Annotated in this window: 19 protein-coding genes; 16 read left to right on the top strand and 3 right to left on the bottom strand. The window is 71.6% G+C overall.

Going from position 1 to position 19,444, the window contains the following annotated elements:
* Positions 1-68: 68 nt before the first annotated feature.
* From ACFY7H_RS27000 to ACFY7H_RS26945, 12 genes are all read left to right on the top strand, one after another.
* Entirely contained in the window at positions 69-1,088 is a 1,020-nt protein-coding gene (locus ACFY7H_RS27000) for a sugar ABC transporter substrate-binding protein (RefSeq protein WP_388942831.1), read from the top strand.
* On the top strand, positions 1,085-2,122 hold the full coding sequence (locus tag ACFY7H_RS26995) for an ABC transporter permease (RefSeq protein ID WP_388942828.1): 1,038 nt from the start codon (positions 1,085-1,087) through the stop codon (positions 2,120-2,122). The genes ACFY7H_RS27000 and ACFY7H_RS26995 overlap by 4 nt, the downstream gene beginning before the upstream one ends.
* A complete protein-coding gene (locus tag ACFY7H_RS26990; protein WP_388942825.1) occupies positions 2,092-2,952 on the top strand; it encodes an ATP-binding cassette domain-containing protein in 861 nt (286 codons plus the stop codon). Before ACFY7H_RS26995 ends, ACFY7H_RS26990 begins: the two co-directional genes overlap by 31 nt.
* The gene (locus tag ACFY7H_RS26985) at positions 2,949-4,118 is read left to right on the top strand and encodes an ROK family glucokinase (RefSeq protein WP_388942822.1); all 1,170 of its coding nucleotides are present in this window, start codon (positions 2,949-2,951) and stop codon (positions 4,116-4,118) included. The genes ACFY7H_RS26990 and ACFY7H_RS26985 overlap by 4 nt, the downstream gene beginning before the upstream one ends.
* Entirely contained in the window at positions 4,115-4,714 is a 600-nt protein-coding gene (locus ACFY7H_RS26980) for a hypothetical protein (protein WP_388942820.1), read from the top strand. Before ACFY7H_RS26985 ends, ACFY7H_RS26980 begins: the two co-directional genes overlap by 4 nt.
* Positions 4,715-4,745: 31 nt before the next feature.
* Positions 4,746-5,378, top strand: a complete 633-nt coding sequence (locus ACFY7H_RS26975; protein WP_388942817.1) for an MBL fold metallo-hydrolase — start codon at positions 4,746-4,748, stop codon at positions 5,376-5,378.
* Positions 5,379-5,408: 30 nt separating this feature from the next.
* Positions 5,409-6,188 (top strand): exodeoxyribonuclease III, encoded by a 780-nt coding sequence (locus ACFY7H_RS26970; protein WP_388942815.1) that lies wholly within the window; start codon positions 5,409-5,411, stop codon positions 6,186-6,188.
* Between the two features lie 87 nt (positions 6,189-6,275).
* Positions 6,276-6,716, top strand: coding sequence for a DUF6278 family protein (locus ACFY7H_RS26965; RefSeq protein ID WP_388942812.1), 441 nt, complete (start codon positions 6,276-6,278; stop codon positions 6,714-6,716).
* A gap of 112 nt (positions 6,717-6,828) precedes the next feature.
* Positions 6,829-7,572, top strand: a complete 744-nt coding sequence (locus ACFY7H_RS26960) for an amino acid ABC transporter ATP-binding protein (protein WP_388942809.1) — start codon at positions 6,829-6,831, stop codon at positions 7,570-7,572.
* Between the two features lie 11 nt (positions 7,573-7,583).
* Complete coding sequence (locus ACFY7H_RS26955) at positions 7,584-8,492, top strand: glutamate ABC transporter substrate-binding protein (RefSeq protein WP_388942806.1); 909 nt, start codon at positions 7,584-7,586, stop codon at positions 8,490-8,492.
* Between the two features lie 17 nt (positions 8,493-8,509).
* On the top strand, positions 8,510-9,154 hold the full coding sequence (locus ACFY7H_RS26950; protein ID WP_388942803.1) for an amino acid ABC transporter permease: 645 nt from the start codon (positions 8,510-8,512) through the stop codon (positions 9,152-9,154).
* Entirely contained in the window at positions 9,151-10,029 is an 879-nt protein-coding gene (locus ACFY7H_RS26945) for an amino acid ABC transporter permease (protein ID WP_388942800.1), read from the top strand. The genes ACFY7H_RS26950 and ACFY7H_RS26945 overlap by 4 nt, the downstream gene beginning before the upstream one ends.
* A 64-nt stretch (positions 10,030-10,093) precedes the next feature.
* On the opposite strand, the gene ACFY7H_RS26940 is transcribed toward ACFY7H_RS26945, so the two are convergent.
* Together ACFY7H_RS26940 and ACFY7H_RS26935 are read right to left on the bottom strand one after the other, a co-directional pair.
* Complete coding sequence (locus ACFY7H_RS26940; RefSeq protein WP_388942798.1) at positions 10,094-11,680, bottom strand: CocE/NonD family hydrolase; 1,587 nt, start codon at positions 11,678-11,680, stop codon at positions 10,094-10,096.
* Positions 11,681-11,803: 123 nt separating this feature from the next.
* On the bottom strand, positions 11,804-13,069 hold the full coding sequence (locus tag ACFY7H_RS26935) for an Ig-like domain-containing protein (protein WP_388942795.1): 1,266 nt from the start codon (positions 13,067-13,069) through the stop codon (positions 11,804-11,806).
* 301 nt (positions 13,070-13,370) lie between these two features.
* Between ACFY7H_RS26935 and murJ the strand changes: the two genes are divergently transcribed.
* The 3 genes from murJ (at position 13,371) to ACFY7H_RS26920 (ending at position 16,778) form a co-directional block, all read left to right on the top strand.
* Positions 13,371-15,068, top strand: coding sequence for a murein biosynthesis integral membrane protein MurJ (gene murJ / locus ACFY7H_RS26930; protein WP_388942792.1), 1,698 nt, complete (start codon positions 13,371-13,373; stop codon positions 15,066-15,068).
* Positions 15,069-15,259: 191 nt separating this feature from the next.
* Complete coding sequence (locus ACFY7H_RS26925) at positions 15,260-15,418, top strand: hypothetical protein (RefSeq protein WP_388942789.1); 159 nt, start codon at positions 15,260-15,262, stop codon at positions 15,416-15,418.
* A gap of 91 nt (positions 15,419-15,509) precedes the next feature.
* Positions 15,510-16,778: a cytochrome P450 gene (locus ACFY7H_RS26920; protein WP_388942787.1), complete on the top strand. Its 1,269-nt coding sequence runs from the start codon at positions 15,510-15,512 to the stop codon at positions 16,776-16,778.
* On the opposite strand, the gene ACFY7H_RS26915 is transcribed toward ACFY7H_RS26920, so the two are convergent.
* The gene (locus ACFY7H_RS26915; RefSeq protein ID WP_388942784.1) at positions 16,738-17,460 is read right to left on the bottom strand and encodes a hypothetical protein; all 723 of its coding nucleotides are present in this window, start codon (positions 17,458-17,460) and stop codon (positions 16,738-16,740) included. The genes ACFY7H_RS26920 and ACFY7H_RS26915 overlap by 41 nt on opposite strands.
* Positions 17,461-17,613: 153 nt before the next feature.
* Here ACFY7H_RS26915 and ggt point away from each other — a divergent pair, with 153 nt between their 5' ends.
* Positions 17,614-19,413, top strand: a complete 1,800-nt coding sequence (ggt, locus tag ACFY7H_RS26910) for a gamma-glutamyltransferase (RefSeq protein WP_388942781.1) — start codon at positions 17,614-17,616, stop codon at positions 19,411-19,413.
* The last annotated feature ends 31 nt before the right edge of the window (positions 19,414-19,444 follow it).

The raw sequence follows: 19,444 nt of genomic DNA, 5'->3' as shown, positions 1-19,444 counted from the left end.
GTGGCGGATACTGGGCGGCTGAAGCCGGAATGACCGATTGATGACGGACGAGGGAAGGGCACGGGGACGTGGCTAGGGTTCGGACAGGGGTACGCGTCGTCGGCGCCGTGCTCGCGGCGGTACTGGGGGCCTCCCTCGCCGGCTGCAGCAGCACGGGCGGCAAGCGCGCCGAGGAACGGGCGAAGGCCGCGGAGGCGGGCCGGCCCGCCGTGTCCACGCCGCGCTGGACCTTCGCGATGATCACCCACGCGGGCGACGGCGACACCTTCTGGGACATCGTCCAGAAGGGCGCCAAGGAGGCCGCGGCGAAGGACAACATCAACTTCGTCTACTCGCACGACGACCAGGCGCAGCAGCAGGCCCAGTTCGTGCAGAACGCCATCGACCAGAAGGTCGACGGGATCATCGTCAGCCTCGCCAAGCCCGAGGCCCTCAAGGACGTCGTCGGCAAGGCCGTCAAGGCCGGCATCCCGGTGATCACGGTCAATTCCGGTTCCGCCCAGTCGGCCGAGTACGGGGCGCTCACCCACATCGGGCAGGACGAGCAGATCGCGGGCGAGGCCGTGGGCACCGAGCTGGCGAAGCGGGGCCGGAAGAAGGCCGTCTGCGTCCTGCACGAGCAGGGCAACGTCGGCCACGAGCAGCGCTGCGCCGGGGCGAAGAAGACCTTCGCCACGTCCGGCGGGGTCATGGAGAACCTGTACGTCGAAGGCACCAACATGCCGTCCGTGCAGGCCGCCGTCCAGGCCAAGCTCCAGGCGGACCCCGCCGTCGACTCCATCGTCACCCTCGGCGCGCCCTTCGCCCCCACCGCCGTCAAGGCGAAGGACGCGGCGGGGAGCAAGGCCGAGGTGGACACCTTCGACCTCAACGAGTCCGTCGCCCGCGACCTGAAGTCCGGCACCCTCGGCTTCGCGGTGGACCAGCAGCCCTACCTCCAGGGCTACGAGGCCGTGGACCTGCTGTGGCTCCACCGCTACAACGCGGACGTCCTCGGCGGCGGCCGCCCCGTGCTGACCGGCCCGCAGATCGTCACCGGCGCCGAGGCCGCCGAGCTGGAGGAGTACATCAAGCGGGGCAGCCGATGAGCACCCCCGCCGCCCCGGCCGTGGACGAACGCCTCGCGCCGGCCTCGTACGTCCGCCGGCTGCTGGGCCGCCCCGAGCTGGGCGCGGTCGTCGGCGCCGCCGCGGTCTTCGTCTTCTTCTGCTTCGCCGCGGACAGCTTCCTGAAGCCCTCCAGCCTCAGCACGGTCCTGTACTCGGCCTCCACCATCGGGATCATGGCGGTCCCGGTCGCCCTCCTGATGATCGGCGGCGAGTTCGACCTGTCCGCGGGCGTCATGGTCACCACGTCGGCCCTGTTCAGCTCGATGTTCAGCTACCAGATGACCGCCAACGTCTGGGTCGGCGTCCTCGTCTCCCTGCTGGTCACCCTGGCCATCGGCTTCTTCAACGGGTTCATGCTGACCCGCACCCGGCTGCCCAGCTTCATCATCACGCTCGGCACCTTCCTCATGCTGACCGGCCTGAACCTCGGCTTCACCAAGCTGATCAGCGGCTCGGTCTCCACCAAGACCATCGCCGACATGGAGGGCTTCTCCTCCGCCCGGGCCCTGTTCGCCTCACAGTGGAACATCGGCTCGGTCACCCTCAAGGTCACCATCCTGTGGTGGCTGGCCCTGGTCGCCGTCGCCACCTGGATCCTGCTGCGCACCCGCGCCGGGAACTGGATCTTCGCCGTGGGCGGCGGTGCCGACGCGGCCCGCGCCACCGGCGTCCCGGTCGTCAAGACCCGGATCGGCCTCTACATGGGCGTCGCCCTGTGCGCCTGGATCTCCGGGCAGCACATCCTCTTCTCCTTCGACGTCGTCCAGTCCGGCGAGGGCGTCGGCAACGAGTTCCTCTACATCATCGCGGCCGTCATCGGCGGCTGTCTGATGACCGGCGGCTACGGCTCCGCGATCGGATCGGCCGTCGGCGCCTTCATCTTCGGCATGACCAGCAACGGCATCGTCTACGCGCAGTGGAACCCGGACTGGTTCAAATTCTTCCTGGGCGCCATGCTGCTGCTCGCCACACTGCTGAACGCATGGGTCCGCAAGCGGGCGGAGGCGAAGTGACCGCGCTGGTGAAGCTGACGGACGTCAGCAAGTACTACGGCAACATCCGCGCCCTCCAGGGCGTCTCTTTGGAGGTGTCGGCCGGCGAGATCACCTGCGTGCTCGGCGACAACGGGGCCGGCAAATCCACCCTCATCAAGATCATCGCTGGGCTGCACCGGCACGACGCCGGCAGCTTCGCGATCGAGGGCGAGGAAACGGAGCTCGCCAACCCCCGAGCCGCCCTCGACCGCGGCATCGCCACCGTCTACCAGGACCTGGCCGTCGTCCCCCTCATGCCGGTGTGGCGCAACTTCTTCCTCGGCTCCGAGCCCACCAAGGGCCGCGGCCCCTTCCGCCGCCTCGACGTGGAGCTCATGCGCGAGACCACCCGCACCGAGCTGCTGCGCATGGGCATCGACCTGCGCGACGTCGACCAGCCGATCGGCACCCTCTCCGGCGGCGAGCGGCAGTGCGTGGCCATCGCCCGCGCCGTGTACTTCGGCGCCAAGGTCCTCGTACTGGACGAGCCCACCGCCGCCCTCGGCGTGAAGCAGTCCGGCGTGGTCCTCAAGTACGTCGCCGCCGCCCGCGACGCGGGCCTCGGGGTGGTTCTGATCACCCACAACCCGCACCACGCCTACCTGGTCGGCGACCGCTTCGTCCTCCTCAAGCGGGGCGCCATGGCGGGCAGCCACGACCGCGACTCGATCACCCTGGACGAGCTCACCCGGCAGATGGCCGGCGGCTCGGAGCTGGAGGAGCTGAGCCACGAGCTGGAGCGGGTGGCAGAATCAGGGGCGACCGCCCCCTCCGCTCCGGCCACCGACAGGGACGAAACGACTCGATGAGCACGTACCGGGACTTCACGCTCGCCCACCGGGGGGCGGCGCGGGGCACCGTCCTGCGGACCGTCGGGACCCGCGAGCGCCGCTCGCTGCGCACCGCCCCGCGCGTCCCGACCGTCGGCATCGACATCGGCGGCACCAAGGTGATGGCCGGCGTGGTCGACGCCGACGGGGTCATCCTGGAGAAGATCCGTACCGAGACCCCGGACAAGTCCAAGAGCCCCAAGGTCGTCGAGGACACCATCGTCGAGCTGGTCCTCGACCTCTCCGACCGGCACGACGTGCACGCCGTCGGCATCGGGGCCGCGGGCTGGGTCGACGCCGACCGCTCCCGCGTCCTGTTCGCCCCCCACCTGGCCTGGCGCGACGAACCGCTGCGCGACGCCCTCCAGTCCCGGCTCGCGGTCCCCGTCATGGTGGACAACGACGCCAACACCGCCGCCTGGGCCGAATGGCGCTTCGGCGCCGGCCGGGGCGAGGACCACCTCGTCATGATCACCCTGGGCACCGGCATCGGCGGGGCCATCCTGGAGGACGGCCAGGTCAAGCGCGGCCGCTACGGCGTGGCCGGCGAGTTCGGGCACATGCAGGTCGTCCCCGGCGGACACCGCTGCCCCTGCGGCAACCGCGGCTGCTGGGAGCAGTACAGCTCCGGCAACGCCCTGGTCCGCGAGGCCCGCGAGCTGGCCGCCGCCGACTCCCCGGTCGCGTACAACATCATCGCCAGGGTCGGCGGGAACGTCCACGAGATCACCGGTCCCCTTATCACCGAGCTGGCCCGCGAGGGCGACGCCATGTGCGTCGAGCTGCTTCAGGACATCGGCCAGTGGCTCGGCGTGGGCATCGCCAACCTCGCGGCCGCCCTGGACCCCTCCTGCTTCGTCATCGGCGGCGGCGTCAGCGCCGCCGACGACCTGCTCATCGGCCCCGCCCGGGACGCCTTCCGCCGCCACCTCACCGGCCGCGGCTACCGCCCCGAGGCCCGCATCGCCAAGGCCCAGCTCGGCCCCGAGGCCGGCATGGTCGGCGCCGCCGACCTCGCCCGGCTCGTCGCCCGCCGCTTCCGCCGCGCCACGCGCCGGCGCGTCGAGCGGCACGAGCGCTACGCGCAGCTCGGCCGGCGCGGCGCCGCGGGCCCCACGGACCCCAAGGATCAGGAACCGCAGTGACACCGCCCTCCCTGCCCCGCCAGGCCGCCTCCCCCGAAGGAGGAGGCGACCGGCCGCCCACTCCCGAGGAGCGCGAGGACCGCCGCCGCACCGTACGGCGCCGCTGGGTCACCGCGATCATCATCCTGCTGCTCATCGGCGTCCCGGCGGGCTACCTGTTCGTCTCGGCCCAGCAGAGCCGCCAGAGCGGCAGGGACAAGGCCGCCCGGGTCGGCGCGGTCAAGGTGCGCACCGACTGGCCCTCCCGGGTGCAGCGCAGCATCTACGAGGTGCCCATCCCGCTGATGGCCTCCCACGTCGGCTACCTGGAGACCAACAACTGGCGCACCAGCCGGCTGTACGTCCAGTTCCAGGTGACCCCCGCGCAGCTGGACGCCTTCCTGGCCGACGCCGGGACCAGCAGGGAGGCACTGACCCCCGGCGTGTCCGTCTCCGACCGCGACGCCGCGGTCGCCGGCTGGAGCTGGAGCCCGCAGCACACCTGGTCGGGGGTCACCCTGGAGGCGCAGGACCCGCGCCCCACCCGGGACATCACGGTCGACTCCACCAATCCGGCCGCTCCCCGCGTGTACGTGGTCTCCACCGCCGTTCCCTAGACCGCCTCCGGACACGGCCTATGGTGGGATCATGAAGCTCACCAAACGGCTGCATTCCTGCGTCCAGTTGGAGAAGGACGGGCGCGTGCTCGTCATCGACCCGGGCGCGTTCAGCGAACCGGACGCGGGCCTCGGGGCGGACGCCCTGCTGGTCACCCACGAGCACCCCGACCACTTCGACGAGGGCCGGCTGCGCGCGGCGCTCGACGCGAACCCGGCCGCAGCCCTGTGGACCCTGCGCAGCGTCGCGGACCGGATGGCCGCCGCCTACCCGGGCCGGGTGCACACCGTGGGTCACGGCGACGCCTTCACCGCCGCCGGGTTCGAGGTCCAGGTCCACGGCGAACTGCACGCCGTGATCCACCCCGACATGCCGAGGGTCACCAACGTCGGCTACCTCGTCGAGGGCTCCCTCTTCCACCCCGGGGACGCCCTGACCGTGCCGGACGCCCCGGTGGAGACGCTGATGCTGCCGGTGCACGCGCCCTGGAACAAGATCGCCGAAGTGATCGACTACGTCCGCGAGGTCAAGCCCGCCCGGGCGATCGACATCCACGACGCCTACCTCGCGGACGTCGCCCGGCCGGTCTACGACATGGTCCTGGACAACTTCGGCGGAGCCCCGCACGGCCGTCTCGGCGCAGGTGAGAGCGCCGTGGTCTGACTGTCGGTGCCGGGCGGTAGGTTGGTGTACATGCGTATCGCCACGTACAACGTCAACTCGATCACCGCCCGGCTGCCGCGCCTGCTGGCCTGGCTGGAGAGCTCCGGCACGGACGTGCTCTGCGTCCAGGAGACCAAGTGCTCCGTGGAGCAGTTCCCCGCCGCCGAGCTGCGCGAGCTGGGGTACGAGTCGGCCGTCAACGCCACCGGCCGGTGGAACGGCGTCGCCCTGCTCTCCCGCGTCGGCCTGGAGGACGTGGTCATGGGGCTGCCCGGCGGCCCCGACTACGAGGGCGTGCAGGAGCCCCGCGCCATCTCCGCCACCTGCGGCGGGGTGCGCGTCTGGTCGGTGTACGTGCCCAACGGCCGCGAGGTCGAGCACGACCACTACGGCTACAAGCTGAAGTGGTTCGGCGCCCTGGCCACCGCCATCGCCGAGGACGCGGCGGGCGTCCGCCCCTTCGCGGTGCTCGGCGACTTCAACGTGGCGCCGACCGACGAGGACGTGTACGACCCCGCGGTCTTCGCGGGCCTCACCCATGTCACCCCCGCAGAGCGGGCCGCCCTGGAGGCGCTGCGGGTCGCCGGGCTCTCCGACGTCATGCCGCGCGCCCTGAAGTACGACCGCCCGTACACCTTCTGGGACTACCGCCAGCTCGCCTTCCCCAAGAACCGGGGCATGCGCATCGACCTGGTGTACGGGAACGAGCCCTTCGCGAAGGCGGTCAAGGACGCCTACGTCGACCGCGAGGAGCGCAAGGGCAAGGGCGCCTCCGACCACGCCCCGGTCGTCGTCGACCTGGACGTCTAGAAGGCCGCCGGCCCGGAGGTCCAGAAGGCGGAGGGATCAAGGCGCGCCCTGTGGCCAGCGGGGGATCCGGGTGTCAGGGTGGTCGGTATGAACATCCCTTTCCTGGCCAACTGGCTGAACCGGCACGAAACGGAACAGGGTGCGGGGCTCGCCGCCGCCCTGGTGGATGATCCCGAGGGCGTCGCGGAGCTGTTCGCGGAGTGCGAGATGCTGCGGTCCCAGGCGAGGGCGGCCGGGCTGGAACTCGACCACACCCCGGCCTCATTGGAGGCCCTGGACCAGCTGATGCCGCGCTGGCGCCGGGATCCCGAGGCGGTGCCCTGGCTGGGCAACGACGCCGGGTTCTACTTCGGGACCGTGATCGTGCGCAGTCTGCCGGGTGCCGGCTGGCAGGTCTGGCCCAACGGCCAGCCGGTGATCCGGCTGGCCTCGGGGCGGGAGCTCAACGTCATCGAATCGGGGCTGTCCTGGGCGGTGACCGGGTCCCCCGAGCTCAGTCAGGCCTACGCCGAGGCCTCCGAAGGCTGAATAAAGGCCAATGTACTTTATGTGCCTTTTAAGCGTGTCGAGGTGAAGTCCCCTTCGACCGCTGGATAGTTTGCGCTGACCTCGACACACCGACAAGTGGGCAGGGCAGCGCATGGCCGTCGATCCGTTGATCGAGCTGCGGGACGTCAATAAGTACTACGGGAAGTTGCACGTCCTCCAGGACATCGACCTCACCGTCGGCCGCGGCGAAGTGGTGGTGATCATCGGGCCCTCCGGGTCCGGCAAATCCACCCTCTGCCGCACCATCAACCGGCTGGAGACCATCCAGTCCGGCACCATCACCCTCGACGGGCGGCCGCTGCCCGACGAGGGCAAGGAACTGGCGGCCCTGCGGGCCGAGGTCGGCATGGTCTTCCAGTCCTTCAACCTTTTCGCGCACAAGACCGTCCTGGCCAACGTCTCGCTCGCCCAGATCAAGGTCAGGAAGCGCAAGAAGGAAGAGGCCGACAAGCGCTCCCGGGAACTCCTGGACCGGGTGGGCCTCGCCAGTCAGGCGGACAAGTACCCCGCCCAGCTCTCCGGCGGCCAGCAGCAGCGCGTGGCCATCGCCCGCGCGCTCGCCATGAACCCCAAGGCACTGCTCTTCGACGAGCCGACCTCCGCCCTCGACCCGGAGATGATCAACGAGGTGCTGGAGGTCATGCAGCAGCTCGCCCGGGACGGGATGACCATGGTCGTGGTCACCCACGAGATGGGCTTCGCCCGCTCCGCCGCGAACCGCGTCGTCTTCATGGCCGACGGCCGGATCGTGGAGGACCGCACCCCGGAGGCCTTCTTCACCGCCCCCGAGAGCGACCGGGCCAGGGACTTCCTCTCCAAGATCCTCAAGCACTGACGGGCGCCCCGATGAAGCACACCCTGCGCGCACTCGCCCTGGCCGCCGCCCTCCTCCTCGCCGCCGCCGGCTGCGGCACGTCCGGCAGCCCCCCGGTCAAGGGCCCCCAGCCCGAGGACCTGCCCGTCTACCAGGTCGACACCGGCTTCTCGCTGCCCCGGTCCCGCACCTGGGAGAAGGCGAGGAAACGCGGCCACCTCGTGGTCGGCGTCAAGGAGGACCAGCCCTACATGGGGGAGAAGGACCCCGCGACCGGCCGTTACTCGGGCTTCGACATCGAGATCGCCAAGATGATGTCGGCCTCGCTCGGCTTCGACCCCAAGACCATCGAGTTCAGGACGATCGCTTCCGCCAACCGCGAGACCGCCCTGCAGAACGGCCAGATCGACTACTACGTGGGCACCTACACGATCAACGACAACCGCAAGAAGCAGGTCGGCTTCGCCGGCCCCTACTTCATGGCCGGCCAGTCACTGCTCGTCCGCAGGAAGGAGAAGGACATCAAGGGCCCCGAGGACCTCGACGGCAAGAAGGTCTGCTCGGCCGCCGGCTCCACCCCCTACCAGCGGCTCCAGCGGGAGTTCCCCAAGGCCGTCCTCGTCGCCTACGACACCTACTCGGTCTGCGTCGACAACCTGCTGACCTACCAGGTCGACGCCGTCTCGACCGACGACTCCATCCTCCTCGGCTACGCCGCGAAGGTCCCCGAGGAGCTCAAGGTCGTCGGCGAGCCCTTCTCCGAGGAGCCCTACGGCATCGGCGTCCCCCGCAGTGACAACGCCCTGCGCTTCGCCCTCGACGACGCGCTGGCCGCGCACGAGAAGAACGGCTCCTGGAAGAAGGCCTACGAGGCCACGCTCGGCCTCTCCGGCCGGCCCGCCCCCAAGCCGCCCGCCATCGACCGCTACCCGGCGGGCTGAGGGGAGAGCACACCTCCATGGACGTACTCACCGAGAACTTCGCGCTCTACGGCAAGGGCTTCCTCGGCACGGTCGAGCTGACCCTCTACGCCTCGCTCCTCGCCCTGGTCCTCGGCTTCCTGATGGCCTCCTTCCGCGTCGCGCCCGTCGGCTCCTTCCGCGTCTTCGGCACGGTCTGGGTGACCGTGCTGCGCAACACCCCGCTCACCCTGCTCTTCTTCGCCGTGCTCCTCGGGCTGCCCCGCTTCGGGCTGGTCCTGCCCTTCCAGCTCTTCGCCGTCCTCGCGCTCGGCTGCTACACCTCCGCCTTCATCTGCGAGGCACTGCGCTCCGGCATCAACACCGTGCCCAAGGGGCAGGGTGAGGCGGCGCGCAGCCTGGGCATGTCCTTCGGGCAGACCCTGGGCACGGTGGTGCTCCCGCAGGCCTTCCGGTCCGTCATCCCGCCCATCGGCTCGACCCTGATCGCGCTCGCGAAGAACTCCGCGATCGCCGGCGCCTTCAGCGTCACCGAGCTGCTCGGCACGTACAAGAACCTCAACGAGCTGGGCTACAGCATCATCTGGACCTTCGTCTGGATCGCCGTCGGCTACCTGATCATCACCCTGTCCATCAGCGCGCTCTTCAACGTGCTGGAGAAGCGCTACGGAGTCGCCCGATGACCGCGCACGCGCTGCACGGGGACCTGGGGTCCACCGCCCTCTACGACCTGCCCGGGCCCCGGGCCCGGCGCCGCCACTTCTTCTACGGGATCGCCTCGACGGCGGTGATCCTCGCCCTGCTGGCCTGGCTCCTCTACCTGCTCTTCGACACCGACCAGTTCACCACCGCCAAGTGGCGGCCCTTCGCGTACGAGGGCATCCAGGAGCTGCTGCTGGAGGGGCTCGGGAACACCCTGAAGGCCTTCGCGTACGCCTCGGTGCTCTCGCTCGCCCTCGGCGCCGTGCTCGCCACCGGCCGCCTCTCGGCGCACCGGCCGGTGCGCTGGCTGGCGACGCTGTGCGTGGAGTTCTTCCGGGCCATGCCGGTCCTGGTGATGATCTTCTTCATCTTCGTGGCGCTGAAGGTCCAGCCCCTGCCCGCGCTGGTGGCCGGGCTGACCCTCTACAACGGATCGGTGCTCGCCGAGGTCTTCCGCTCGGGCATCAACTCCGTGGAGAGGGGTCAGCGCGAGGCGGCGTACGCGCTCGGGATGCGCAAGACGCAGGTGATGACCTTCGTCCTCGCCCCGCAGGCGGTCCGCGCGATGCTGCCCACGATCATCAGCCAGCTGGTGGTGGCCCTGAAGGACACCTCGCTCGGCTTCCTGATCACCTACGAGGAGTTCCTGCACGCCGGCAAGCTGATCGCCTCGAACCTGGACTACGACCTGCCGTTCATCCCCGTCGTGCTGATCATCTCGCCGATCTACATCGGGATGTGCATGCTGCTGTCCTGGTTCGCCACGTGGGTGGCGCGGCGGGAGCGGCGCAACCCGAAGACCCGGGCCGTCGAGGTCGCCCCCGCCGAACCGGGCACGGTGCTGCCGGGGAGGTAGGCCCGGAGCCCTCCTCCCCCCACGCCCGGGGGCGTGGGGGGACCCCACCGGCGGCAGCCGCGGATCACTGCTCGCGCAGCGGCACCGAGACGTACGAGGGATCGGTGCCCGGCGAGGAGAAGGTCAGCTGCGCGCCGGTGGGGTTGTGCTCGATGTAGAGGGGGTCGACCGTGTCGACGACGAGCGCGAGCCGGTGGCCCCGGGGCACGTCGTAGGCGGTGGAGAAGAGGTCCAGGTCGACCCCGAAGGACTGGCCGGGGGTCTTCCCGTGGAAGGTGTACGGGGCGTTGCTGACGAGCTTGCCGACGCCGAGCGGGCCGACGTCGTAGAGGTAGGCGACGAAGGTGCCGTCGCCCTTGGTGGGCGTGACGGTGGTGTGCAGGCGCACGGTGCCGCGGATCCGGCGCTCCTCCTCGTAGCGCGGTGACTGCCAGACGGCGGCGAAGGCGCGGGGGAGCAGGGGGACCGAAGCGGTCGGCGGCGCCTTCGCGAACTGGTCGAGCACGCTGGAGAGGAAGAGGATCCCGCCGTTGGCGCCGGAGTCGACGTTGGCCCAGACGTGCTCGCTGTCGGCGAGGGGGAGCCTCTCGGTGCCGCCGGAGCCGACCGACGCCCAGTCGGCGTAGCCCTCGTAGCCTTCGGCGGTGCGGGACTTGATCTGTACCGGGGCCTCGGTGTCGACCCCGTTGCGCTCACCCTTGAGGTAGCGGTCGAACCAGCGGTGGGCGTTGGTCCAGGTGTCGTTGGGCAGGCCGAGCAGGCCGGTGGCCTCGGCGGTGGCGTGGTCTCCGGGGCGGAACTCCAGGCGCTTGGGGCCGGTGAGCCTCTCGAAGAACTTCGCGTACTGGTTGGGCGGGAAGACGGTGTCGCCCCAGGCGTTGCCCAGCATGATCGCGGCGCCGTTGGCGTTGATCCGGTCCACCTGCTCGGAGGCGGAGCGCTTGCGGCCCCACTCGATCATCGCCTGCTCGTTCTCCAGCTTCGATCCGAGGAAGTCGCCGAGGATCCGCTGGAGTTCGGGGCCGGGACGGCCGGTGAGGTAGCCGGCGGCGCCCAGCATCCCGGCGGCCTGGAGGTGCTGGGTCCGGCCGGAGTAGATGGACTCGATGAGGTCCGCCCATCCGCTGAGGGCGACCACCGCCTTGATCCGGGGGTCGTGCGCGGAGGCCAGCAGGCTGATGCCCGCGCCGTACGAGACCCCGCCGAGGCCGACGCGGCCGGGATCGGCGGGGGAGTTGGCGAGGGCCCAGTCGATGACGGCGGAGACGTCGGCGATGTCCGCCGGCCCGGCCGTCTCGATCTGTCCGCCGGAGAGCCAGAAGCCGCGGGAGGTGTAACTGACGACGACGTAGCCGGAGTCGGCGAGCTGCTTGGCCTGGGCGATGTATTCGATCTGCGGCATGCCCCAGCTGGTGGGGAGCACGATCAGCGGATATTTCCGGCCGGGCTCGGCGCCGGCCGGGGTGAAGACGTTTCCCTTGAGGGTGATGCCGCCGGAGCCGGGGATGTCGTGGAAGCGCACCTGTGAGGAGGCGTCCGTGCGTGACGCGGTGGCGGCGGGGGCCGCCTGGGCCTGGTGGGGGGCCAGGCCCAGGACGGCTGCCGCGAGCAGCGCGGCCACCGTCGTCGCGGTGGTGGGGCGGGTTCTCATCGGTGGCTCCTCGCGTGCGCCGGTGTCCGAAAGTGACCCGACGGTAACGGGAGGGGCTTACCCGTGGTAACCCATGAGTAAGTTACGTAGCGGTAACAATTGCGGGAGGGGCCCTCCCCCTGGTCAGCCCTGCTGGGAGCCGCCGCCGGCCAAGGCGCTCTTCGCCTTCCATTGGTCCCACGACAGGTTCCACTCGCCGTACCCGTTGCCGAGGTCGGCGTTGCCCTTGGAGCCGCTGCCGACGACCTCGAAGGGGTCGCCGACCTGGACCCGCTCGTAGAAGGTCCTGGCGTCGGCGTCGCTCATGCCCACGCAGCCCGAGCTGCTGTTGGCGCGGCCGAAGTTGGCGGCGTTCCACGGAGCGGCGTGCGCGTACATGCCGGACCAGGTCAGCCGCATCGAGTAGTCGACCATCTTGTCGTAGGAATCGCCCAGCCCCACCGTCTGGGAGTCCATCCGGATGGTGCCCTCCTTCGACATCAGCACCATCTTCCCGGACCAGGAGGCCTTCTGGCCGCCGGGCGTGCCCGCCGAGACCGGGATCGTCCTGACCGCCTGGCCGTCCTCGGTCACCGTCATCTTCTTGGTGTCGAGGCTGACCTCCATCCGGCGGTCCTTGCCTATCTTGAACTCGGTGGTGTAATCGCGGGCGAAGAGGCCGCCGCCGGGACCCGAGTCCACGCCGTTCAGGTTCATGTCGACCTTCACGTCCGTGCCGGACTTCCAGTACTCCTTCGGGCGCCAGTCCACCCGGTCCTTGCCGGAATAGTCCTTGAACCAGCCCCAGGAACCCTCGGTACCGTTCGAGCTGGTGACCTTCAGCTGCTTCTCGACCTCGGCCTTGTTCTTCACCGGATTGTCGAAGACGAGCGAGACGGGCATCGCGACGCCCACCGTGCTGCCCTTCGGGATGTTGATGGAGACCTTGTTCACCTTGTCCGCGGGCGAGGTCTTGAACTGGGTGCTCGCGCTCTGGCTGGCGGTGTTCTGCGCCTCGACCCGGTAATCGGTGCCGGGGGAGGCGTTGCGCTCCGAGGTCCAGGTCCGGCCGTCGGCGGATATCTGCCCGGGCAGCTCCCCGCCCTTGCCGTCCGTCACCTTCACCAGCGAGAACTTCCCGTCGGCCAGGGTCACCCTGACGGGCTCGCCCGCCTTGACCTGCTCGCCCGTGAGGTTCACCGAGATCGCCATGTCCGGGCGCTTCTCCGGGTCCGCCCCCTTGCCGTCACCGCCCCCGTTCCCACCGGAGCCACCGCCTCCGCAGGCGCTCAGCGCCAGGGTGAGCAGCGCGGTGCCCGCCAGTATCGCGTGACGGGTGCGGCGGCGCGGAAGTGCGGTGCGGCGTGTACGGCTCAACGAAAACCCCTCCGGAATAACGGTCGTCCTCATATGAGGAGCGAACGCGGCCACTTCAGGTTGCGCATTCCCCGAAAAATCTCCTCCAGGCGGTTGTGACATGTGCCGCAGCGGAACCGTTGCCAACCGGTCACATCCGGAAGGCCGATGCGGAAACCGGCCGTCCGGAATTCACCCACCCGCGGCCCCGCAACCGGAAAAGGACCTTCCGCACCCGGCGGGGGGCCAAAAGTCCCTACCGCCCCCCGCCAATTCACCGCGGCCGCCCGGTAACGGGACGCTCCGGCGGCCGGGATACCCTCCATCTTCGGCCCGGCGAAGGAGAAACACCCCGATGTACGGATCCACCGGCAGCGCGGCGCGCGAGCAGGCCCCACCGCGCCCGGAGGCGGGCGGCGCCCGGGAGGCGGACCCCGCGCCCGTGGCCGCACCGGCACCGGCGAAGACCTCGGTGCTGCGCAGCGGAGCGCTGATGGCCGCCGGCTCCGTCGTCTCCCGCGCCACCGGCTTCGTCCGTTCGGCCGTGGTCCTCGCCGCGCTCGGCGCCGGGTTCCTCGGGGACGGCTACACCGTCGCCAACACCATCCCGAACATCATCTACATGCTGCTGGTCGGCGGAGCCCTCAATGCCGTCTTCGTCCCCGAACTGGTGCGCGCCGCCAAGGAACACCGCGACGGCGGGGCCGCGTACACCGACCGGCTGCTGACCGCCTGCACCGTGGCGCTCCTCGCCCTCACCGCCGCGGCCGTCCTCGCCGCACCGCTGATCGTCGACGCGTACACCCCCGAGGCGTACACACCGGCCCAGCGGAGCACCGTCATCGCCCTGGCCCGCTTCTGCCTGCCGCAGATCCTCTTCTACGGGCTCTTCACCGTGCTCGGCCAAGTCCTCGGGGCGCGCGGCCGGTTCGGCGCCATGATGTGGACCCCCGTCCTCAACAACCTCGTCATCATCGGCGTCTTCGGCCTCTTCCTGTACACCTCCCACGGCGGCCGCGACGCCCTCGGCACCGCGGACACCCGGCTGCTGGGCATCGGCACCACCGCGGGCATCGTCGTCCAGGCGCTCGCCCTCGTCCCCTCGCTGCGCGCCGCCCGCTTCCGCTGGCGCCCCCGCTTCGACTGGCGCGGCAGCGGCCTCACCCGCCCGCTGCGCAACGCGGGCTGGCTGGTCCTGCTCGTCCTCACCAACCAGATCGCCTACTGGGTGGTGACCGTCCTCTCCACCACCGTCGGCCACCGGGCCGGCGGCTTCGGCTACGCCGCCTACACCAGCGCCTACCAGCTGTGGATCGTCCCCCAGGGCATCATCACCGTCTCCCTGGTCACCGCCCTCATGCCCCGGATGAGCTCGGCCGCGGCCGACGGGGACCTCGGCGCCGTCCGCGAGGACGTCTCGTACGCGCTGCGCTCCAGCGCCGCCCTCGTGGTGCCCGCCGCCGCGCTCTTCGCCGCGCTGGCCCCCTGGGTGATGGACTGCGTCTCCGGGTACGGGAAGGTCACCGCCGCCGAGGTCGCCGCCATGGCCGGCATGCTGACCGCGTTCGCCCCCGGCCTGGTCGCCTTCTCCGCCCAGTACGTGCTGGCGCGCGGCTTCTACGCGCTCTCCGACACCCGGACCCCCTTCTTCCTCAACCTCGTCATCGTCGCCTGCAACGCCGGACTGTCGTACGCCGCCTACCTCCTGCTGCCGGCGCGCTGGGCCGTCACCGGCATGGCCGCCGCCACCTCCCTCGCCTTCACGGCGGGCGCCGCCGTCACCGCGTACGCCCTCTCCCGCCGGCTCGGGCCGCGCACGGGCGGCCGTACCGCCACGGCGCTGCGCACCCACCTGCGGCTGCTGGCCGCCTGCCTGCCCGCGGCCGCCGCCGCCTACGGGGCCGCCCGGGCCGCCGGCGGCCTCGGTGCCTTCGCCGCCGCGGCGGCGGGAACCGCCGCGCTGGCCCTGGTCGTCGTACTCCTCGCCCGGCCGCTGCGCCTGGCGGAGATCACCGACCTGCTGGACTCCCTGCGCCGGAAGGTCCGCAGATAGCGGGAGTACACCCCGAGCACACCCGCGACGGCCCCCGCGGCAGCCTCAGGGGGCTGCCGAGCGGCCCCGGCGCCGCGGAACTGGAGGCCGGACTGGGCACCAGGCTGCCCCCGGTCGACGAGCGGCGGCTCGCGGAGGTCGGGGCCGGCTTTACCGCCCGGGACCGGGTCGAGGCACGGTTCCCCTTCCCCGTGGCCGGGCTGGATCCCGTCGCCCGCCGCCAGCTCGTGTGCAGCGACCTGTCCACCCTGGCCCCGGCCTTCGACGTGGTGCTGCGCGGCTCGGACACGGCGCTGGAGGCGGCCCGCTGCGAAACGGGGGGCGGAGGGGCTCGAAGGGCCGGGAGGTGAGGGGCCGGGAGGTGAGGGGCCGGGAGGCCCCTCGGCTCCGGCCGGCGACGGCCCCTTGCGGCTGCCCCGGTGTCCCGCCACCGTGTGGACCATGGAACGCGCCGCCCGGCCCCCCGGCATCCCCGACGTCTTCGACCCCCGCCTCTACGCCGAGGCCGTCCCGCACGAGCGCTACCGCCTGCTCCGCGACCGCCACCCGGTGGCCTGGCAGGAGGAGCCCGAGGTCCAGGGCTGGCCCGCCGGCCCCGGCTTCTGGGCCGTGACCCGGCACGCCGACGTCGTCCGCGTCCTGCGCGACCACGCCTCGTACTCCTCCTGGCTCGGCGCCACCCAGATCCGCGACCCCGACCCCGCCGACCTGCCGTTCCTGCGCAGCACCATGCTCAACCAGGACCCGCCGGGCCACGGCAGGCTGCGCCGCCTGGTCTCCCGCGCCTTCACCCCCGCACGCGTCGACGCCTTCGCGGACCGGGTCCGGGAACGCGCCCGCACCCTCCTCGCCGCCGCGCGGGACGGCGCCGAGGACGGGACCGCCGACGTGGTGCGCGCCGTCACCGACGAATACGCCCTGCTCAACCTCACCGACCTGCTGGGCGTCCCGCCCGCCGACCGGGGCCTGCTGCTGGAGTGGACCGTACGGATCATCGGCTACCAGGACCCCGAGGACGCGCCCGCGCCCCTCCTCGGCCGGGACGGCAAGCCGCTCAACCCGCGCTCCCCGGCGCTGCTCGGCGAGATGTTCGGGTACGCCCGCGAACTGGCCGCGTACAAGCGCGCCCACCCCGGGGACGACGTCATGACCGCCCTCGCACAGGCCGGACTGGAGCCCGCCGAACTGGAGATGTTCTTCTTCCTGCTGACCGTCGCCGGCAACGACACCGTACGGAGCGCGGCGCCGGGCGGCCTCCTGGCCCTGGCCCGCCACCCCGACGCCTACCGGAGCCTCGCCGACGGCACCGCCCCGGCCGGCCGGGCCGTCGAGGAACTGCTGCGCGTCCACCCGCCCGTGCTCAGCTTCCGCCGCACCGCCGCCCGCGACACCGAGCTCGCCGGCGCCCCGATCCGGACCGGGGACAAGGTGGTGGTCTTCCACGCCTCCGCCAACCACGACGAGCGGGTCTTCACCGACCCGCACCGGCTCGACCTCCACCGCGCCCCCAACCCCCACGTCTCCTTCGGCGACGGCCCGCACGTCTGCCTCGGCGCCCACTTCGCCCGGCTCCAGCTGCGCACCCTCTACGAGGAGTGGCGCGACTCCATGCCCGCTCCGGAACTCGCGGGTCCGCCCCGCCGGCTGGTCTCCAACTTCATCAACGGCATCACGCGACTGCCGCTGCGGGTGTCCGGGCCGCGACGGTGACATCGGCGACCAGTTCGGTCACGTCCGGCCCGTAGGCGTTGGAGTTGACCACCTTCAGCATGAGGCAGAAGGACTTCCCGCGGTAGTCGCGCGCCAGCTGCCGGTGGTTGCGGGCGAGGTAACGGGCCGCGGCCTGATTGCTGTTGGCGGTCTGCCCGGAGAGCAGGAACACCGGCCGCGACCCCTGCTCCGTCGTGAGCCGCGCCAGCAGCACGTACTCGACCAGGCCCGGCTCCCAGCGGTACGCCTCCCCGCCGACGGTGATCATGCCCCGGTCCGGGCCGGGTTCGGAGGACACCTCGACCCGGACCCCGGGGAGCAGGGAGTGGAGGTGGGCCGCCGTACGGGAGTTGGACGAGGGACCGCCGACGCAGAACTCGGCGCGCTCGCCGAAGCCCTGCCGCGCCTCGTGGGTGACGATCTGCACCGTCGCCCCGCAGTCCTTGATCAGGGACGATATCTCCAGCAGCGCGAAGGCGTCGTTGCGGTGCAGCGAGGATTCCTTGCCGCCCATCTGGCGGTTCACCACGAACAGGCAGTCGGAGCCGGCCGGGAGCCCGAAGAAGGCCTGCTTGCGGCGGAGCGCGCGGCGCCACACGTACGTCCGCGTGAACCAGCCGAAACCACCGCTGAGGGCGGTGGCCACCACTCCGAGCACAATGTTGCGGACGTCGTCGTTCATGCGGCGGATGGTAGCCGCCGCGCCGCCTTCCTGACGCGGGGGGCGGGGCGGACTAGGCTGCCGGGCCTGGGACCCGTCGTCGGGGCAGCACCGGGCCGGGAGCAGCTCCGACGACCGGCCCCGGTCTGACCGGCCGTCGACTGGAGGAACCGGATGCGCGCTTCCGCCGCACGTCAGTTAGCGTTCGCAGCCCTCGCCGGGGCGCTCGTCTCCACCGGGGCCGCCGCCCCGCCCTCGCAGCTCCCCGTCCCGCCCAAGGTGCCCGTCGCCGCCGGTTACGGCGGGGCCGTCGCCAGCGTCGACGCCGACGCCTCCGCCGCCGGCATCGCCGTGCTGCGCGCCGGGGGCAACGCCGTGGACGCGGCGATCGCCACCGCCGCCGCGCTCGGGGTCACCGAACCGTACTCGGCGGGGATCGGCGGGGGCGGCTACTTCGTCTACTACGACGCCTCCTCGCGCCGGGTGCACACCATCGACGGCCGCGAGACCGCCCCGGCCACGGCCACCGAGACCCTGTTCCAGGAGAACGGCGCCCCCATCCCCTTCGCCGAGGGCCAGACAAGCGGCCGCTCGGTCGGCGTCCCCGGCACCCCCGCCACCTGGAAGAGCGCCCTCGACGCCTGGGGCAGCCGCCCCCTCGCCCAGCTCCTGCGCCCCGCCGAGAAACTGGCCCGCGACGGCTTCGAGGTCGACGGCACCTTCCGCGCCCAGACCGAGGCCAACCAGGACCGCTTCAAGGACTTCCCCGCGACCCGCGAGCTGTTCCTGCCCGGCGGGCAGCTGCCCGTCGTCGGTTCCACCTTCAAGAACCCGGACCTCGCCGCCACCTACGCCGAACTCGCCCGCAAGGGCACCGGCGCGCTCTACCGGGGCCCGATCGCCCAGGACATCGTCAACACCGTCCGCAAGCCCCCCGTCGACCCGGCCGCCACCCGCAACGTCCGCCCCGGCGACCTGACCACGGCCGACCTGCGCGCGTACGAGACCAAGCGGCAGGCCCCGACCCAGATCTCCTACCGGGGCCTGGACGTCTACAGCATGGCCCCCTCCTCCTCCGGCGGCACCACCGTCGGGGAGGCGCTGAACATCCTGGAGCGCACCGACCTGTCGAAGCTGTCCCCGGCGCAGTACCTGCACCGGTACATCGAGGCGTCCCGGATCGCCTTCGCCGACCGGGGCCGCTGGGTCGGCGACCCCGCCGCCGTGCCCGTCCCCACGCGCGAGCTGCTCTCGCAGCGGTACGCGGACTCGCGCGCCTGCCTCATCAGGCCCGACCGGACGCTGACCAGCCCGCTGGCCCCCGGCGACCCCCGCAATCCCGTCCCGTGCGCCACCACGGGCGAGGCCGCCCCGACCACCTACGAGGGGGAGAACACCACCCACCTGACGGTCGCCGACCGCTGGGGCAACGTGGTCTCCTACACCCTGACCATCGAGTCGACCGGCGGCAGCGCCATCACCGTCCCGGGGCGGGGCTTCCTGCTCAACAACGAGCTGACCGACTTCTCCTTCGCCCCGGCGGCCCCCGGGGTCCCCGACCCGAACCTGCCCGGGCCGGGCAAGCGCCCGCGCTCCTCCATGTCCCCGACCATCGTCCTGGAGCACGGCCGTCCGCTCCTCGCGGTCGGCTCCCCGGGCGGCGCCACGATCATCACCACCGTGCTGCAGACCCTCACCGGCCACCTGGACCGGGGCCTGCCCCTGGTAGACGCCATCGCGGCCCCGCGCGCCAGCCAGCGCAACCAGACCACCACCGAGCTGGAGCCGGGCCTGTGGAACAGCCCGCTGCGCACCGAACTGGAGGGCCTGGGGCAGGCCTTCCGGCAGAACCCGGAGATCGGCGCCGCCACCGGCGTCCAGCGGCTGCCGGACGGCCGCTGGCTGGCGGCGGCCGAGACGACCCGCCGGGGCGGCGGCTCGGCGATGGTGGTGCGCCCGCACGGCAAGCCGTAGCGCTCGGGCCGCCCCGGCCGTTCCCGCCGTT

It is taken from the genome of Streptomyces sp. NPDC012794 (assembly GCF_042901085.1).
GTDB lineage: Bacteria > Actinomycetota > Actinomycetes > Streptomycetales > Streptomycetaceae > Streptomyces.
The sequence above is the reverse complement of the archived record's forward strand: the minus strand, read 5'-3'. Positions and strand labels throughout refer to the sequence as shown.

Coding starts and splice junctions, on each gene's coding strand:
- ACFY7H_RS26995 (WP_388942828.1), top strand. CDS start 1,085: ATGAGCACCCCCGCCGCCCCGGCCGTGGACGAACGCCTCGCGCCGGCC.
- ACFY7H_RS26990 (WP_388942825.1), top strand. CDS start 2,092: ATGGGTCCGCAAGCGGGCGGAGGCGAAGTGACCGCGCTGGTGAAGCTG.
- ACFY7H_RS26985 (WP_388942822.1), top strand. CDS start 2,949: ATGAGCACGTACCGGGACTTCACGCTCGCCCACCGGGGGGCGGCGCGG.
- ACFY7H_RS26975 (WP_388942817.1), top strand. CDS start 4,746: ATGAAGCTCACCAAACGGCTGCATTCCTGCGTCCAGTTGGAGAAGGAC.
- ACFY7H_RS26970 (WP_388942815.1), top strand. CDS start 5,409: ATGCGTATCGCCACGTACAACGTCAACTCGATCACCGCCCGGCTGCCG.
- ACFY7H_RS26965 (WP_388942812.1), top strand. CDS start 6,276: ATGAACATCCCTTTCCTGGCCAACTGGCTGAACCGGCACGAAACGGAA.
- ACFY7H_RS26960 (WP_388942809.1), top strand. CDS start 6,829: ATGGCCGTCGATCCGTTGATCGAGCTGCGGGACGTCAATAAGTACTAC.
- ACFY7H_RS26955 (WP_388942806.1), top strand. CDS start 7,584: ATGAAGCACACCCTGCGCGCACTCGCCCTGGCCGCCGCCCTCCTCCTC.
- ACFY7H_RS26950 (WP_388942803.1), top strand. CDS start 8,510: ATGGACGTACTCACCGAGAACTTCGCGCTCTACGGCAAGGGCTTCCTC.
- ACFY7H_RS26945 (WP_388942800.1), top strand. CDS start 9,151: ATGACCGCGCACGCGCTGCACGGGGACCTGGGGTCCACCGCCCTCTAC.
- ACFY7H_RS26940 (WP_388942798.1), bottom strand. CDS start 11,680: ATGAGAACCCGCCCCACCACCGCGACGACGGTGGCCGCGCTGCTCGCG.
- ACFY7H_RS26935 (WP_388942795.1), bottom strand. CDS start 13,069: ATGAGGACGACCGTTATTCCGGAGGGGTTTTCGTTGAGCCGTACACGC.
- murJ (WP_388942792.1), top strand. CDS start 13,371: ATGTACGGATCCACCGGCAGCGCGGCGCGCGAGCAGGCCCCACCGCGC.
- ACFY7H_RS26920 (WP_388942787.1), top strand. CDS start 15,510: ATGGAACGCGCCGCCCGGCCCCCCGGCATCCCCGACGTCTTCGACCCC.
- ACFY7H_RS26915 (WP_388942784.1), bottom strand. CDS start 17,460: ATGAACGACGACGTCCGCAACATTGTGCTCGGAGTGGTGGCCACCGCC.
- ggt (WP_388942781.1), top strand. CDS start 17,614: ATGCGCGCTTCCGCCGCACGTCAGTTAGCGTTCGCAGCCCTCGCCGGG.